Source organism: Enterobacter sp. CP102, assembly GCF_025152625.1.
Taxonomy (GTDB): Bacteria; Pseudomonadota; Gammaproteobacteria; order Enterobacterales; family Enterobacteriaceae; genus Enterobacter; species Enterobacter soli.
In genome coordinates this window covers 2,315,789-2,331,636 of record NZ_CP104014.1, presented here as the reverse complement: position 1 = coordinate 2,331,636, position 15,848 = coordinate 2,315,789, and the positions used below count along the sequence as shown (strand labels likewise).

The following is a 15,848-nucleotide window of genomic DNA, read 5'->3' as shown; positions in this document are numbered from 1 at the left end:
TCAGAACTGATAAACGACGCCTACAGCAACAACATCGTCGGTGTTGATCCCGGCTTCACGGGTAAATTTATCTTCATCGACGAGGTTAACCATATAATCAACAAACACATTAATGTTTTTGTTGAAGTTATACGTTGCACCGAAATCAACATATTTGATCAGATCTTCGTCACCATAAGTATTTCCTGTGGCTGCTTTGCCCAGGTTTTTACCTTTCAGGACGTCATACGCCACAAATGGTTGCAGACCGAAATCAAATTGATAACCCGCGTAAAATTCCATGATTTGCGATTTATTCGCATAACCATAGGCGCTGTCGCTGGAATGCGAACCAAAGCGAGATGCGTTATATGCCTGAGTAAACATAGCGGCCAGATAGATATTATTGGCATCATATTTAATAGCACCGGAATAAGCTTCCGCGCGTTTACCCTGCCCCATAATACCGCTGGTGTTATTTTGCTCGTTAGAGCGGTCAGCACTCATCATGGAACCGGCAATACTGAAACCAGCGCCAATATCATAAGTAATAGATGCGCCAAAACCATCACCATTCTGGCGTAACACGTCACGCACGCCAGGCTCGCCGCCACCGTCATTTTTACCCTGATATTGCAGGGCAAAATCCAGACCATCGACGGCACCGAAGAAATCGGTATTACGGTAGGTCAGCAGACCGTTGGCACGGCTAAACATGAACTGGTCTGAGCCATAGGTCATGCCATCGAACTCAGGCTGCATGTCGGTATAGCCAAGGGAATCGTACAGCACGCCCTTGTTACGGCCGTAATCGATGGAGCCGTAATCTTTCACCTTCAGGCCAGCGAACGCGTAACGGGTACGTGGGTTGTTGCTTTCTGATTCCGCACCGTTAGCATTAATATGCATCTGCCACTGGCCATAGCCGGTGATTTGATCGTTAACCTGGGTTTCACCACGGAAACCAAGACGCATATAGGTCTGGTCGCCATTCCAGTCACTGCTGTCATTATCGGAGAAATAATGTTCGGCAGAAACTAACCCATACAGATCCAGTTTATTACCGTCTTTATTATAAATTTCGGCTGCGTGTGCGGTTGTTGCGAGCAGCGCCGCGCCAATCAGCACGCTCAGTTGATTAATTTTCATTTTATATACCCTGTCATATGCCACTTATTATATTTGTTGCAACGGCAAAAGCAGTTGCAGGGCAATATAGTTACCATCGTTGTAAATCTATGTAAAACGATTAAATCATTAGCGCACGAATCGCCAAGAATGAATGAAATAAAACCAATATTTAAAAAGCACATATTGTTAAGGCGTGTCGCTTTAAAAAAAGATATTAAGGCGACACGCCATCACTTTATGTTCTGGCCTCTTTCAGCAGTTGCTGAATCACCTGTTCTTGCTTGTCATAATTTCCTTCGCCAAATGAGGTATAACGCAGCTGCCCTTTGGCATCGAAATAGTAATGCGCTGGCCAGTACTGGTTCCCAAAAGCGTTCCAGATCTGGTAGTTGTTGTCCGCCACAACGCGGTACGGGAGCTGCCATTTATTCACTGCTTCTTTCACCGAGGAGAGCGGTTTCTCCCAGGGATATTCCGGTGTGTGTACCCCAATGACCACCAGGCCCTGAGACTGGTATTTGTTCGCCCAGTCGCGCACATATGGCAGTGTATGCTGGCAGTTGATGCAATCCCACGTCCAGAAATCGATCAGCACCACCTTCCCTTTTAAAGATTCAGGGGTGACCGGGTCGCCATTTATCCAGCCCGTGCCACCACTCAACGAAGGCAGGTCGCTACGCGGCGCCTCCTGCACAACAGGCTGTAATTTTGGCTGCGTTGTTGCCGGCCTGGCCAGGCTCAGCAGCGAATTTTCCAGACTGTCGGCAAGGCCATTCGCCCCTTTTAAGGTTGAGGTAAGACCTGTGGCATTGAACACAACGGCCGCCAGCATTACAACGCCTGCGCCCTGGCGTAACCGAGCCATCAGCACCGATTTTGCTCTCAGCGGCGCCATCAGCGTACGTCCTCCGGCTGCCAGCAGAGCCAGCATCAGGGCGCACCCACTGCCGTAAGCAATCAGCAGCGCACCGGTCGTAATGGACGAATGTCCGGCGATATTAATGCTGAAAATCGCCCCCAGTATCGGCCCGGCGCAGGGCGACCACAGCAGACCAACCGCAAGCCCGGCCAGAAATGCAGACAACATCCCGCGCGTCTGCGTGCTTCGGTTATTCAGGGCATTCCCCGCGCTGACTACGGGCCCTGCAATACGCTGGGCAAACTGAGGAAAGATTAACGCCAGTGCCGCGATCGCCAGAACCAGCAGCGCGGCCCAGCGCCCAACCCGGGTGGCGTTCACAATCCACTCGCTTGCCGCCGTCACCAGCATGGCAACCAGAGTGAACATCACGATCATACCGGCAAATAGCGCAAGAAGATGACGGCGTTGCCCCTGAAATCCGGCAAACAGCAGCGGGATCACGGGAAGCGTACATGGGCTGAGCAGGCTTATCATCCCGCCCAGGAAAGCGATAATCAGAAACATAATGACCTCACAGGACAGATTATCTGCGACGTTGCAGTGAGGACATTTCAGCGTGTTGATGTGTTCAGACGATGTGCAAAACAACGCGTTTTGTGAGGCACTGTATCTCCCTCCCTGTTTGATACAAAGCCGTACAATTAACTGCGGGGTAAGGTGATAACCACGTCGAGCCCGCCTTCCGTGCGGTTGTTAAGTTGCAGTGTGCCATTAAGCTGGGCGGTTAGCTGCGCGGCAATGGCCAGCCCTAATCCGGTGCCGCCGGTATCGCGATTACGCGACGTTTCGACCCGGTAAAAGGGCTGCAACACGGCTTCCAGCTCGGCTTCAGGAATGCCGGGCCCGTTATCCCTGATATTAATGACGATATGTTCAGGCTCACGGTCATTAAGGGTGATAACTGCACGATCGCCAAACTTAAGCGCATTATCCAGCAAGTTAGTCATCACGCGGCGCAAGGCCTGCGGGCGTGTTGTCAGCGGCAGGCGAGTGTCTGTTGCCTGAAACTGCACGTTTTTACCGATATCCTGGTAGTCACACACGATGCTGTTAATCCAGGCGTTCAGCTCCAGTTTTAACGAGGTTTCTTCCAGAGGTTCTGATGACCGGGCATAGGCAATACCTTCCCGTACCAGGCGCGACATATTATCTAAATCATTTAATAGCTTATCGCGCAGTTCGGGTTGATCCGCCATTTCAACGCGCAGCTTCATTCGGGTGATTGGCGTCTGGAGGTCGTGTGAAATCGAGGCCAGAATTTGCGTGCGCTCGCGCAGATAAGCCTGAATACGGGATTGCATGGCATTAAAGGCGTGCGCCGCCCGGTGAACTTCAACCGGCCCCTGCTCCGTCATCGGGGTGTTGGCCGAAGGATCAAGCGAATCAACCGCACGGGTGAACTGCGAAAATGGCCGCACCACCTGGCGTACCGCAATCCAGGAACACAACGCGACAAGCAACAGTTGCAGAACCAGTACCACCGGCAGCCAGCTGGCAACCGGTGGCATTCGAGGGATCAGGTCGATGGTGAGCGGTGCGCCGTCGTGCAGTTGCAGGTGAGCCTGAATATGCGAAACCGGCCCGGGGACGGCTGTGAAGCGCAGCGGGTATTGGGCAGCAAGGGTATCGGTTAATGTACGGATCGCATCCCGGGACCGTTTATCCTGTGGGGCTTCACCTGCCTCTCCCTCCCCAAGGATATAACGATAATTGCCGCGTTCGAGCCGGGGCAGCCAGGCCGCGCGTTCGTTCGCCGGCAGCCGGTCGAGGATCGCCACGCTGGTAGCTACATCATATTCCAGGTTGCCGAGCATCACGGTGCGGGCACTGCGCATTCGCTCATACATAACCAGCGTCAGACTGAGCGAGTTGGCCAGCAAAAGTCCCGCCAGGACAATGATCAGCAGACGCGCAAGTAACGAGCGCGGCCAGAGCCTCATTCATTGGCCTCTTTGATCGTGACCGGCATCGTAAAGACATAACCTTCGCTGCGCACGGTTTTGATGTAGGCCGGTGTCCGGGCGTCTTCGTTAAGACGCTGGCGCACGCGGCTGACCAGAAGATCGATTGAGCGTTCAAACAGCTCGGCATCGCGCCCCTGGGTCAGATTCAGTAGTTGATCCCGCGTCAGCACGCGCTGGGGGTGGTCCAGGAACACGCGTAATAGCCGGTATTCCGCCCCGCTTAACGCCACAATCATACCTTCGTTATCAATCAGATGGCGGGCAACGGTATCCAGTTGCCATTCACCAAACACCACTAACCGCCCGGCCTCAGTCACCTGTAGATTGGGCGGCATGGTACGGAAACGGCGCAAAATGGCTTTGATCCGCGCCAGCAACTCTCGGGCAACGAAGGGCTTGACCACATAGTCGTCCGCCCCCATTTCCAGACCGAGGATGCGGTCGGTATCTTCATTGCGCGCGGTCAGCATTAAAATCGGCAGATCTTTATGCTTACTGCTGCGCAACTGGCGACAAAGCGTGAGCCCGTCATCGCCGGGCATCATCACATCCAGTACCAACAAATCGACATGCTGTTTATCCAGGATCACATGCATCTCTTTACCGTTGGCGGCACCAGACGCGTGATAACCAGACTTCACAAGATAATCGACGATTAACTCACGAATATCCCTGTCGTCATCGACGACAAGGATATGATCAATATGCTCCACCGAACGCTCCTGAATGAAGGGTAACGTATTGAAAATAGCACATTTCAGAGCTTGTCCGCGTCGACGACCGCTTTCACGAAATCTTGCGGATCTTCCTGCGGAGGATTGTGACCAACGGTTGCCCCAAAGGTGCGATGTTCATATTTGCCGGTAAATTTACTGGCGTACGCTTCAGGTGCCGGGTGTGGCGCGCCGTTGTTACCGCCTTCAATGGTGATGGTCGGTACGCTGATGGTCGGTAATGTCGCCAGTTTTTGTTCGTAGCTGTCGTATTTGTGTTCGCCTTTTTCCAGTCCTAAACGCCAGCGGTAATTACTGAGGGTGACCGCGACGTGGTCCGGGTTGTCCAGTGATTTGGCGCTGGCATTAAATGTGGCATCGCTGAATTTCCAGTCTGGTGAAGCCTGAGACCAGATTAAACGGGCGAAGTCGTGGGTGTTTTTGGCATAACCCTGCGCACCACGTTCTGTTGCAAAATAGAACTGATACCACCATTGCAGCTCGGCTTTCGGTGGCAGTGGCTGTTTGCCGACGGCCTGGCTGCCAATCAGATAACCACTAACGGAAACCAGCGATTTCACGCGTTCTGGCCACAGTGCGGCCACGATATCTGCGGTGCGAGCCCCCCAGTCGTAACCAGCGAAAACAGCCTGTTTGATATTCAGCGCGTCCATCAGATTCACAATGTCTTTTGCCAGGGCTGAAGGCTGTCCGTTACGCGGCGTTTTATCTGACAGAAAACGGGTTGTGCCGTAACCACGCAGTGAAGGCACAATAACGCGATAGCCTTCCGCCGCCAACGCAGGAGCAACATCGGCATAACTGTGAATGTCGTACGGCCAGCCGTGTAACAGAATGACAGGCTGTCCATCTTTCGGGCCGATATCCACATATCCCACGTTCAGATCGCCTGCGTTGATCTGATGAACCTGGTTAAACGCGGCGGTGTAATCTTTGCCGGTGACTTCAGCCTGGCAGGACATCACGGTGCCAAGTGAAACGGTCAATGCTAATGCTGAGGAAGTGAATTGAGTAAACATGTTGGTATCTCCGTTTGAGTATGTTTGACGGGGATATCACAACAAATTTATGTATAGCGGATGTGTGTGGAAACGGCTTTTTTGCAAGCCTGTGTATGTATCTCAACATCAGATACAGTGTGATACAAACACAGGCTAATTCTGCGGAGCGTTACAGCGAAATGCGGTAGCGAACATAGTCATCGGCTTCGCCGAAACGGTCATACAGTTTCCGCGCAGGGTTATTCTGGCGTGTTACCCAGTAGAGTTTTGACCATCCTTCGCGCTTACCTTCTTCCATCAGCGCATCGATCAGCGCCTGGCCGGTTCCGGCCCCACGCATCGCGGCATCCACAAACAGATCTTCGAGATAGCAAATGGGTGCCGTCGACCAGGTACCTTCGTGCAGGACACACATTGCAAACCCAATCACGCGCCCTTCGCTTTCTGCCACCCGGCAAAACATCGATGAGTGCGGGTTCAGCGCCCGTTCCCAGGTGGATGCGGTGACAGACTCATCCAGTACACAGTCATAAAAATGCGTGTAACCGTCCCAGAGCGGGCGCCACTGCGGGTAATCTTCTGCACGTACTGCTCTTACTGTAACTGCCATGTTTTCCTCACATTACAGATCTAAAACCATTTCAAAACAGCGTAACTCGGCTTCCGCCATACGGGAAAAATGACGACTCTCCCCGAGCGTAACGAAACCATGATTTTGATAAAAGGTGTGCGCGTTTGGCGTTGAAGATAGGCTAATACGCGTCATTCCGCGCGTTCTGGCCTCTGAGATCAGGGCATGGATAATCTGTGTTGCAAACCCTTTTCCAGATGCGCCAGGCAAGGTAAAAATCGCCTCAACGCTCTGGGTTTCCAGGTCCAGATATCCCGTCGCCACAATGTGTCCATTGTCATCCTCAACCACATAAAACGGGTTAGCCACCACCATGTGCCGATAGTGCTCTGGCATCAGCTCCGGCGTCCAGCGGGCGATCACGTCCGCATCGTAACTGGATTTACAGCCAAAACGGATCGCCTGATTGCGAATGTTCCAGAGTATTTCAGCCTCTTTCGGCTCTGCCTGTCTTAACGTCATTGCGCCCCCTGCAAAGAGTAGTAGTGAATGAAACACAGCACGCCATGATGGAATGTGGTAAAGATGAAAATACCAGAAGGCAAACAAAAGCATAACGCTTAAAAAAGGAGATCAACGGATGACGACACCCACGTTAAAGACGGAACGTTTGTTGCTGAAACCGCTGACGGCGGAAGATGCGCCGCAAATCCAGCGGCTCTATCCACGCTGGGAAATTGTGCGTTATATGGTGGCCACGGTCCCCTGGCCTTACCCGGATAACGGCGCGGAAAATTACGTGAACAATGTTGCCTTGCCGGATGTGGAGAAAGGCGTGGCCTGGTTCTGGACGCTTCGCCGCCAGGAAGCCCCTGACGAGCTGATGGGGCTTATCTGCCTGTATGACGTCGAAGATAACAACCGTGGCTTTTGGCTGGCACCGGAGTGGCAAGGACAGGGTTACATGCGTGAAGCCAGCATTGCCGCAACGGATTTCTGGTTTAACACCCTGAATAAGCCGGTGCTGCGGGCGCCGAAAGCGGCGGACAACAGCCGCTCTCAGCGAATTTCTGCCAGTAGCGGCATGAGACTTATCAGAACAGAAAAGAAAGAGTACGTCAGCGGCCTGCTGGACTCTGAGCTGTGGGAGATCACCCGCGACGAGTGGAACGCCCGTTACGTCAGCTGATAGTGCTTATCCGGCAGCAGTCTTTCCGGTATCACCTCTTCATCGTTCATCTGTAACAGATCACGTTCCATCGCGTTACAGATGGCGTCTAACGGCAAATCGTTGTCTTCGGTGCCAAACGGATCTTCCAGCTCTTCTGCCAGCGTATCCAGCGAGATAAAAGTGTAGGAAATCAGCGCGGAGACGAATGGTGTCATGTAGTGCAGGTCCACAACCAGTGCGAACGGCAGCATAATGCAGAACAGGTACACCGTGCGGTGCAAGATAAGCGTGTAGGCGAACGGCACGGGCGTGGTGGCGATACGCTCGCAGCCGGAAAGCACAACCGACATATCGTTGAGGCGGTTATTCAGACTGTGGAACAGAATGTCGGAAAGCTGCCCTTCCCGGCGTCTTACGGCGAGCCATTCCCCCATCAACAGCAGAATGCGGTTCGCCGGAGAACTGGAATCCATCACCCGACGCAGATTGTCAGCGGACATATAGCCTGCGAGCTGCTCTGCCTGCGGTTGACGTCGCAGGGTCATCCTTAAACAATGCGCAAAAGCAATTTGCAGGCGGACAAACTCCCCCAGATGCGGATCGTCCGGCAAGGTGTTTTTTACCTCGCGAAACAGCGAGCGTGCCGCTATCATCAGTTGCCCCCAAAGCAGGCGAGCCTCTACATAGCGCGAATAGCAGGCGTTATTTTTGAAACCCAGAAATATGGCGATGGCCACACCCAGGATGCTGAACGGCGCAACGGTGAATTTGATGCCAAGCGAGGTATACCACGGCAACATCAGGATCACGGCGATGGAAAGCAGGAAGTTAAGAAACAACCGGGTGTAGATTTTAGGCAGTACAGAGCCGTGCCAGACAAAAATCAGACGCAGCCAGTGCTGTTGAGGACGAACAATCATAGTCAGCTTCAGAAAGGTAAAGAGCGTGGCTATTAAACGTGATCCCCTTCACGGTTGCAAGCATGTTAATAGAACATTGCTTTTCCTGTACTGATTAGCCCAGGCCGCACGGTGCTGAAGTCTGCTTTTTAAAAAGAGCAGCAAATAGTATGTTGTAACTAATGATTTATTCAAATAAAGGGGAAAGCCCTGAAGTGCTGTTCCCCTTGTGTCCGCCCGCTCAGAATGAGCGCATTTCAGGCCTTAGCAGAGCGGTTTTACCGCGTCACGCATCCCCTGATGCAGAATGGCATCCAGATCCAGCGTAACTTGTTCTACCAATCCGCTAACCTGAGTGAGATCTTGCTCCCAGTGTTCGCTGACGCTGAGTACAGATTTCACCAGTTCACTGGTGCTGATCTGTTTGTCGTGGTGTTGCGTCCACAGTTGTTGATAGCGTTCCAGCCAGTGAGCATCGTCCTGAACCGGGTAGCTTTCGCCCCGGCGTTCAGCGCGGTAGAACGCAATCAGTGCCGCCAGAGCAAACGTCAGGCGCGCAGGCAATTTACCGGTGGCTTTCTGCCCTGCCAGCAGCTGCGGAAGAATACGGGTACGGAATTTCGTCATGCCGTTCAGCGCGATAGACAGCAGCTGGTGCTTGATGTACGGGTTACGGAAACGCCCGGTTACCGCGCTGGCGAAGGATTCCAGCTCATCACGCGGCAGATCCAGCACCGGAATGATCTCTTCGTAAATCGCTTTTTCAACAAACGCGCATACTTCTGCGTCGTTCATTGCTTCACCCACCGTATCCAGACCGGCCTGGTATGCAACCGGAACCAGCGCCGTGTGCGCACCGTTGAGAATAGCGACCTTACGCTCTTTGTACGGTTTGATGTCGTCAACAATCAGCACGTTAAGCGGCAGTTTGTCCAGACGCAGTTCGCTGGCAAGTGATTTAGGGCCCTGAATCACAAACAGATAGAAGTGCTCAGCGGTATCAAGGAAACCGTCGTGATAACCCAGTTGCGCTTCCAGTGCAGCCACTTCATCACGCGGATAACCGGTAACGATACGGTCAACCAGGGTGGAGCAGAAGCTGTTTGCATCATTCAGCCATTGGGTAAATGCCGCCGGTAACGCCCACTCCTGCGCATAGCGCAGCACCAGTTCACGCAATGCGTCGCCATTGTAATCAATCAACTCACACGGAATGATGATCCAGCCTTTATCCGCCGCACCGTTAAAGTGGCTGAAACGTTCGAACAGCAGGCGCGTCAGCTTCGCCGGGTAGCTCACGGCCGGAGCATCGTCGAACTTGTCGTCCGCATGGTAGCTGATGCCTGCTTCCGTGGTGTTAGAGAACACAAAACGCATGTCCGGGTTGTGCGCCAACTTCAGAAACTCATCGTACTGGTCGTAAACGCTGAGTTCGCGATTAACAGAGCGGATAAGACGCGCATCGCTTACGGCTTCGCCCTGCTCGTTCAGGCCACGAATAATGGTGGTGTACAGACCATCCTGAGTGCTCAGTGACGGCGGGAAATCGCTCTTGATTGGGCGGACAATCACCACGCCAGAGTTAAGATCGGTATGTTCGTTAAGCAGGTCGATTTGCCAGTCTACGAAGGCGCGCAGGAAGTTGCCTTCACCAAACTGAATGATACGTTCTGGGTAGAGAGCACCGGGGAAATCACGACGGTTGAGTGTGTTCACAATGGGGTCCTTTTTGATTAGTCATACAGCCTGATAAGATTGGTGTAATAACTTATCAAAACTTTTCGACCATGACCCCTGTTTTGATCAATTCATGAAGCAATTGTGAAAAATAATCACAAGAATTTATAGAACACCGAAGTAGCCGTCATAGTGCCGTCAGGCATTAAGGCATAGCGCGGAATTTCACCCACTTTTTGCCAGCCCGCGCGCTCATAGAACGTCTCTGCGCCACTACCTGTAGATGTATCCAGTACAAGAACCGACACACCATGCTTTCTGGCCTCCGCTTCCAGAGCTTCCATCAGGGCCATCGCTGCGCCTTTACGCCGCGCTTTCTCATGCACCAGCAGTTTCGCGACATCCGCACGGTGAGGCTGGTTTTCAGGTTGATCGGTTATCAGCTGTACCGTACCGATCAGTTCACCCTGCTCATCGGCACAGGCCAGCACGGTGCGCTCCTGGCGGCCAACGCTTTCCGCGACGCCAAGCCAGAATGCGCGAGCTTTTTCGTGGGTAAATGGCAGCATAAAGCTGACGGAAGCACCGCCGTTAACGCAGTTTTCGAGGATGTCGGCCAGCGCATCAATATGCGCGAGTACGTCATCCCGGGAGAGTGACCGGAGAGTCAGTGAGGTTGTCATTGTATTTCCTTGTGTTGAGTCCCCTCACTTTGCATTTAACAATAATTTAACGCAATGCGCGCAAGCATAGGATTTTGTTATGCTAGCGGGAATGTCCCCGCTCACGCTTCATGGTGAACATTTTCTCGTCGGCATCTTTCAGCCACTGCTGCTGATCGTTGCGGTTGTGATCAAATTCGCTAACGCCCCAGGAGAACTTCAGCGCCCAGGGATGCAATTTGCGCTCGTTATACAGGGCAACCTGCTCGGTAAGATACTGCATGGCAATCCACGCCCCCTGCTCATCTGTGTCGGCGAACAGCACGGCGAACTCATCGCCGCCAAAACGCACCAGCAGATCCGCCTCACGGAACGACGCCCGTAAAAGGTCGGCCATTGCTGTTAACGCTTTATCGCCCTCTTCATGCCCAAACCTGTCGTTAATCTGTTTGAACTGATCCAGATCGATCCAGCCCAGCGTAACCGGCTCTGCGCGGCGCCGGGCCACAGAAAGCGCAAAATTGACGAACTGATTAAACCCGCGACGGTTATATAACCCGGTCAGTTCGTCGGTCGTTGCCGCACTGATGGCCGCAAACTCATCCTCCACCAGCGCGCCGAGGTCGCTCAACACGGAAAGATCGGTCTCTGAAAACTCGCGCGGCGAAAAATCGACAAGACACAGCGATCCCACACTGGCGCCATCGCGTAGACGCAGTGGCATCCCGGCATAAAACCGGATACCCGGCTGCCCGGTCACCAGCGGATTATCGGCAAAACGCTCATCCTGATGGGTATCCGCCACCACCAGCGGCGCAGAGTGCAGAATGGTATGACCGCAAAATGAGATATTGCGGGGATAAGTGCAGTTGGCTGTGCCATCGATAGATCTGGCCACCAGCTCGTGTTCGGCCACCACATTGACCATCGCCAGCGGGACCTGGAAGAAACGCTTTGCCAGCCGGGTTAACCGGTCAAAGGCTTCTGAGCCATCAATATCAAGTAGCCCTGACTCTCGCAGAGAGTTCAGACGTTCCGTTTCATTTGCAGGGAATTCAGGTGCTTTCATACTGTCTCCTGACGCTTAGTTCTCTTAAAAGCGTAGCCTAAACAGAGACATTTTCAGTGTGCGAATATTCTGTTCTTGCCTTCACGCTTGGCCTGATAAAGCGCGCTATCTGCGGCCTGTAGCCAGTCTGTAACGCTTCTCATGTCGCGCGTGGCACACGCTATACCAATACTGAGCGTGCAATGCACAGCCTCTTGCGCCACATCTTTCATTATCGCGGTGGCTTCCATAATGCGTGTTGCCACGATATGGGCCTCATCGATGGTGGTATCGGGCAACAGGATAACAAACTCGTCGCCCCCCAGCCGCGCCGGGGTGTCGGCGGGCCGTGTCGCCAGATGCAATATTTGTGAAACGGTCGCCAGCATGGCATCACCCACCTTGTGGCCAAACCGGTCGTTCACGTCCTTAAAATTGTCGATGTCGATAAACATCAGTGCCGATTCACGGCACGCCTGCTGAAGCTTCTTCAGCTCATTATCAATACGTTTTTCGAGCAAACGCCGGTTAGCGATATCCAGCAGCGGATCCATCATCGCGATCCGCTCAAGCTCACGGCTTTTAATCCGTAAACGCAGCGCGATACTGTCGGTGAGCACGCTCAGGGCGATAAGGTAAATGGCTATCAGGGGTAAGGTCGCGAACATGGTCCGCTGGGAGACAAACAGATCGACCGCCATTCCCTGGGTCAGCCAGCTCACAAGAAACACACCCAGCATCGCAGCGGCGGCTCTCTTCATCAGCGTAAAACCGCCCGCAGAAAGCCGGTCGGCAAGCAAAATGGTGGCAATCACCACCGAGGGCAGCGGGTTGACCGCCATCATGGCAATCCAGAAGCCCCCCGCGCCGGCATCAAACACCAGATTTTGATGTTCCGTCTCCAGAGGCACCGGTGATTTTCGCGAACGAAACCAGGCAAGCGTCGGCCAGACAAAGGCATTCGCCCCCAGGAGAATCATTAGCCAGACTGAACGTTGATGTTCGATCAAGACGCAGAGGATCGGAATAAAACAGAGCAATGTACCGAGAATACGCATCAGGTACATACGTTTGACAAACCGACTTCCTGGTAAGCGAGGATTGTTACTGAGTTTGTCAGTTCCGTTCATGCCACGATTTTTCCGATATATTTCTTGCGGTATCTTATTGAGCTTAAAAATGCGTAGCAAGCAATTTATCAGCGAATCGTTAACATCAATGTCGCATTCTACCTAATGTGGTTACGCTTACACCGGTTATGTTCCACTCTCAGGTTCTGCCACGATCAAATCGTCTGACAAACGTGCACTGGTACGATTTCGCCCTGCTTTTTTCGAACGATACAGATAATCGTCCGCCTCGGCCATCAGTCGGGTAAAGACCTCTGTCAGCTGCCAGGATTCCGACTTACCGCTCCCCAGACCGATGCTCACAGTAATAAACAGCGTTTGTTGCCGCCAGACAAACGGATGGTTTGCTATCGAAACTCTAATACGTTCGGCCAGTTCAACTCCTTTACGGGCATCGCCGGAATTCACCACAACCGCGAACTCTTCGCCGCCCATGCGCGCCACTATTCCTTCTTCACCCACGACCTTTTGCACTTTCTGGGCAAAGGTCGCCAGTACCCTGTCTCCGCACTCATGACCGTAGTTATCGTTAATGCTCTTGAAGTAATCGATATCCAGCAGCATCACCGTCAGGTAACGAGGATGGCGATGGGTCTCTTCCCGCTTAAGCGCTTCATACAGGCCCGAACGGGAATAGACATGGGTCAGAAAATCGAAATCGGCACGTAGCGAAACTTGTTTAATCAACGAATTAATAGCCGCCACGCTGACAGAAACCATCACCGGGCAGATAGCCATCGTCGCGATACCAAGGCGTGCCGAGAACATCAGTGGCGTGGAAAGTGGCGTTGCAACGGCAATATTGATAATTGAGTTTGCTACCAGGATCACTTCGACGGCCCCCGTCAGGAAGGTCAGCAGGCAGGTTGCAGGCAACGAATAGCGCACTGCACACCAGATAAGCGCAGGCAGCGGAAAAGCCAGGCTACCGGCACCGCCGATGACAACCGATGCCACAACCGAAACGATCAGCGCCAGCACCGGTAAACATTTTTCCGGTGCGGGCCAGGACGGGATAAACCGCTGCGGCATTTTCACCGTCAGCATACAAGGCACAATCAACACCCCGGTTGAAAACTGCTCGCTAAACCAGTCAGCAAACAGTGGCCAGAAGGTTTTGCTGTCAATCCCGACCGAACCAAACGCCCCCAACAATGCGCAGAACACGGCCGCAATCAGGCAGTAGTTAAACAATCGCAGGGCATTAATCGGGTCGGGTCTGCCCTTCAGCAGCCGCTTGTCACGCAGGACCAGCAAGGCCACGATCACAATAAAGACCATATTCGACAGGTTGATCACCACCGACGCGATCCCCCAACTGGTGGTGACCGCGTCGTACATCAGCATGGCGACATACGACACCGCGTAATAATGCAGACGATTAAGATACACGTAACGGGCAAATACCCCCGCCATCACGCCATTCAGCGGCCAGAAGAGAGATAACGCTTCCACCAGGCGTAACTCTGCCCCCACAAAATAAAACAACGTGGTGAGTACGAATATTCCCACCGCATTTCGCAGAGGGCTATCTGGACGAAAAAGCTTGAACGATGCGGTTGCAGAGGACATTAAATATCAATCCATATAATTGCCTGTCGCAATTATTTGTGGTCTTCAGCATGAACGGGAATAACCTAACATCCATCTATAGCACATATAGAACCGGATAATAACTCGTCAATTTTGGGGGTTCATCTGCAATACCAGCCAGTGATGAATTACGCCGACAATATATTGTTGTTGCTCTGCATTAAGTACTACGCCCTGCGGAATATGGTGCCATTTTTCCAGGCACCCCCGACAACAGGTTGCGGTTGCATGTTGCGCGATAAACACCGGATGACCGCGCATGGGCGTTTGTTTTCCGTCATTTGCCGGATAAGCGGGCGCCAGTCGTTTAGCAACAAAGTCCGCGGCGTGCTGGTCAATGGTGTCAGCACCTTTATCCCAGCAATATTGCCGATCTTTAGGCCCCAGGCGAAAGCGCGAACGAAATGTGGAACGCGCCAGCCGGGTGAATAACGGATCCAGTGTCGACATCAGTACACGGAACGCCCCAGTCGCTGCGTGAGTTGCTCCAGTACCGCCACGCCCGCCAGCGAGTTACCCGTTTCATCCAGCTCCGGGCTCCAGACGGCAATCGCCATCTCATGCGGCACTATCGCTACTACGCCACCGCCCACACCGGATTTTGCCGGCAGGCCAACGCGCCAGGCGAATTCCCCTGCGTTCTGGTACATACCGCTGGTCGCCATCAAGGCGTTAATCTGACGCGCCTGCATTGGCGAAACCACTTCCTGAGACAGATGCGATGCGTATCCCTGATGTGCCAGGAACAAAAACGTCTGGGCCAGTTCGACACAGCTCATTTTCAACGCACAATAATGAAAGTAATTTTGCAGAACCGTTGCAACATCATTATGGAAATTGCCGAAGGATTTCATCAGCCAGGCAATGGCGGCGTTGCGGGCAGAGTGCTCAAACTCAGAGCGGGCCACAACGGGATCGTAGGTAATATCCTGCACACCACAGAGCAAACGGACAATTTCGAGCATTCGCTGACGCGGCGCGCTCAGGCGGCTTTGCAGCATATCGCACACCACCAGCGCCCCGGCATTGATAAAGGGGTTACGCGGTTTGCCGTGTTCAATTTCCAGCTGAAGCAGTGAGTTAAAGGGCTGTCCGGACGGATCCTTACCCACGCGCTGCCAGATCTCCTCTTCGTCGTACTGGCGCATTGCCGCCACCAGACTCAGCACTTTCGAAATCGACTGGATAGAGAAGCGTTCTGTGGCGTCTCCGGCCTGATAGCGCTGTCCATCCACTGTACAAATAGCGATGCCGAGTTTATTGCCGCTGACCGATGCCAGCGCCGGAATATAGTCGGCAACCTTTCCTTGGCCCAGCAATGGACGAACCTGCGCCAGAATCTCTTCCAGCATCTCATTATGGATGA

At 53.1% G+C, this 15,848-nt stretch carries 16 protein-coding genes; 1 reads left to right on the top strand and 15 read right to left on the bottom strand.

The genetic code is table 11. The features are described from left to right. The 7 genes from ompC to N1249_RS10965 all read right to left on the bottom strand — a co-directional run bounded on the left by ompC (window position 1) and on the right by N1249_RS10965 (window position 6,824). On the bottom strand, window positions 1-1,128 hold the full coding sequence (ompC, locus tag N1249_RS10995) for a porin OmpC (RefSeq protein ID WP_014070307.1): 1,128 nt from the start codon (window positions 1,126-1,128) through the stop codon (window positions 1-3). A 217-nt stretch (window positions 1,129-1,345) separates the two neighbouring features. Beyond that, on the bottom strand, window positions 1,346-2,536 hold the full coding sequence (locus N1249_RS10990) for a cytochrome c biogenesis protein/redoxin (RefSeq protein ID WP_259837751.1): 1,191 nt from the start codon (window positions 2,534-2,536) through the stop codon (window positions 1,346-1,348). A 137-nt stretch (window positions 2,537-2,673) separates the two neighbouring features. Beyond that, entirely contained in the window at window positions 2,674-3,972 is a 1,299-nt protein-coding gene (locus N1249_RS10985) for an ATP-binding protein (protein ID WP_259837749.1), read from the bottom strand. Continuing rightward, window positions 3,969-4,709, bottom strand: a complete 741-nt coding sequence (locus N1249_RS10980; protein WP_259837747.1) for a response regulator — start codon at window positions 4,707-4,709, stop codon at window positions 3,969-3,971. The genes N1249_RS10985 and N1249_RS10980 overlap by 4 nt, the downstream gene beginning before the upstream one ends. Window positions 4,710-4,753: 44 nt before the next feature. Then, window positions 4,754-5,749, bottom strand: coding sequence for an alpha/beta fold hydrolase (locus N1249_RS10975; protein WP_259837745.1), 996 nt, complete (start codon window positions 5,747-5,749; stop codon window positions 4,754-4,756). Between the two features lie 151 nt (window positions 5,750-5,900). Beyond that, a complete protein-coding gene (locus N1249_RS10970) occupies window positions 5,901-6,341 on the bottom strand; it encodes a GNAT family N-acetyltransferase (RefSeq protein ID WP_259837744.1) in 441 nt (146 codons plus the stop codon). Window positions 6,342-6,353: 12 nt separating this feature from the next. Then, window positions 6,354-6,824 carry a GNAT family N-acetyltransferase gene (locus tag N1249_RS10965; protein WP_259837742.1) on the bottom strand — a complete coding sequence of 157 codons (471 nt, stop codon included), beginning with the start codon at window positions 6,822-6,824 and terminating at the stop codon, window positions 6,354-6,356. Window positions 6,825-6,942: 118 nt separating this feature from the next. Between N1249_RS10965 and N1249_RS10960 the strand changes: the two genes are divergently transcribed. Then, window positions 6,943-7,491 carry a GNAT family N-acetyltransferase gene (locus tag N1249_RS10960; RefSeq protein ID WP_259837740.1) on the top strand — a complete coding sequence of 183 codons (549 nt, stop codon included), beginning with the start codon at window positions 6,943-6,945 and terminating at the stop codon, window positions 7,489-7,491. Here N1249_RS10960 and N1249_RS10955 read toward each other — a convergent pair. The 8 genes from N1249_RS10955 to glsB form a co-directional block, all read right to left on the bottom strand. After that, on the bottom strand, window positions 7,479-8,393 hold the full coding sequence (locus tag N1249_RS10955; RefSeq protein ID WP_259837721.1) for a bestrophin family protein: 915 nt from the start codon (window positions 8,391-8,393) through the stop codon (window positions 7,479-7,481). The two genes, N1249_RS10960 and N1249_RS10955, sit on opposite strands and share 13 nt — an antisense overlap. A 243-nt stretch (window positions 8,394-8,636) precedes the next feature. Further along, window positions 8,637-10,088: a tagaturonate reductase gene (locus N1249_RS10950; protein ID WP_259837720.1), complete on the bottom strand. Its 1,452-nt coding sequence runs from the start codon at window positions 10,086-10,088 to the stop codon at window positions 8,637-8,639. A 116-nt stretch (window positions 10,089-10,204) separates the two neighbouring features. Further along, window positions 10,205-10,732 (bottom strand): GNAT family N-acetyltransferase, encoded by a 528-nt coding sequence (locus N1249_RS10945; RefSeq protein WP_259837718.1) that lies wholly within the window; start codon window positions 10,730-10,732, stop codon window positions 10,205-10,207. Window positions 10,733-10,814: 82 nt separating this feature from the next. Then, the gene (locus tag N1249_RS10940) at window positions 10,815-11,780 is read right to left on the bottom strand and encodes a diguanylate cyclase (protein ID WP_259837717.1); all 966 of its coding nucleotides are present in this window, start codon (window positions 11,778-11,780) and stop codon (window positions 10,815-10,817) included. Between the two features lie 53 nt (window positions 11,781-11,833). Then, window positions 11,834-12,826 (bottom strand): sensor domain-containing diguanylate cyclase, encoded by a 993-nt coding sequence (locus N1249_RS10935; protein ID WP_259838091.1) that lies wholly within the window; start codon window positions 12,824-12,826, stop codon window positions 11,834-11,836. A 189-nt stretch (window positions 12,827-13,015) separates the two neighbouring features. Next, window positions 13,016-14,461 carry a sensor domain-containing diguanylate cyclase gene (locus N1249_RS10930; protein WP_259837716.1) on the bottom strand — a complete coding sequence of 482 codons (1,446 nt, stop codon included), beginning with the start codon at window positions 14,459-14,461 and terminating at the stop codon, window positions 13,016-13,018. Between the two features lie 108 nt (window positions 14,462-14,569). After that, window positions 14,570-14,932, bottom strand: a complete 363-nt coding sequence (locus N1249_RS10925; RefSeq protein WP_259837714.1) for a DUF4186 domain-containing protein — start codon at window positions 14,930-14,932, stop codon at window positions 14,570-14,572. Continuing rightward, complete coding sequence (gene glsB / locus N1249_RS10920) at window positions 14,932-15,834, bottom strand: glutaminase B (protein ID WP_409193172.1); 903 nt, start codon at window positions 15,832-15,834, stop codon at window positions 14,932-14,934. The genes N1249_RS10925 and glsB overlap by 1 nt, the downstream gene beginning before the upstream one ends. Window positions 15,835-15,848 lie beyond the last annotated feature (14 nt).

What these genes read in the sequence shown, in the direction of transcription:
- N1249_RS10930 (WP_259837716.1), bottom strand. Translation starts at nt 14,461, where the DNA reads ATGTCCTCTGCAACCGCATCGTTCAAGCTTTTTCGTCCAGATAGCCCT.
- N1249_RS10985 (WP_259837749.1), bottom strand. Translation starts at nt 3,972, where the DNA reads ATGAGGCTCTGGCCGCGCTCGTTACTTGCGCGTCTGCTGATCATTGTC.
- N1249_RS10955 (WP_259837721.1), bottom strand. Translation starts at nt 8,393, where the DNA reads ATGATTGTTCGTCCTCAACAGCACTGGCTGCGTCTGATTTTTGTCTGG.
- N1249_RS10990 (WP_259837751.1), bottom strand. Translation starts at nt 2,536, where the DNA reads ATGTTTCTGATTATCGCTTTCCTGGGCGGGATGATAAGCCTGCTCAGC.
- N1249_RS10970 (WP_259837744.1), bottom strand. Translation starts at nt 6,341, where the DNA reads ATGGCAGTTACAGTAAGAGCAGTACGTGCAGAAGATTACCCGCAGTGG.
- glsB (WP_409193172.1), bottom strand. Translation starts at nt 15,834, where the DNA reads ATGCTGGAAGAGATTCTGGCGCAGGTTCGTCCATTGCTGGGCCAAGGA.
- N1249_RS10935 (WP_259838091.1), bottom strand. Translation starts at nt 12,826, where the DNA reads ATGTACCTGATGCGTATTCTCGGTACATTGCTCTGTTTTATTCCGATC.
- N1249_RS10925 (WP_259837714.1), bottom strand. Translation starts at nt 14,932, where the DNA reads ATGTCGACACTGGATCCGTTATTCACCCGGCTGGCGCGTTCCACATTT.
- N1249_RS10945 (WP_259837718.1), bottom strand. Translation starts at nt 10,732, where the DNA reads ATGACAACCTCACTGACTCTCCGGTCACTCTCCCGGGATGACGTACTC.
- N1249_RS10940 (WP_259837717.1), bottom strand. Translation starts at nt 11,780, where the DNA reads ATGAAAGCACCTGAATTCCCTGCAAATGAAACGGAACGTCTGAACTCT.
- N1249_RS10965 (WP_259837742.1), bottom strand. Translation starts at nt 6,824, where the DNA reads ATGACGTTAAGACAGGCAGAGCCGAAAGAGGCTGAAATACTCTGGAAC.
- N1249_RS10960 (WP_259837740.1), top strand. Translation starts at nt 6,943, where the DNA reads ATGACGACACCCACGTTAAAGACGGAACGTTTGTTGCTGAAACCGCTG.
- N1249_RS10975 (WP_259837745.1), bottom strand. Translation starts at nt 5,749, where the DNA reads ATGTTTACTCAATTCACTTCCTCAGCATTAGCATTGACCGTTTCACTT.
- ompC (WP_014070307.1), bottom strand. Translation starts at nt 1,128, where the DNA reads ATGAAAATTAATCAACTGAGCGTGCTGATTGGCGCGGCGCTGCTCGCA.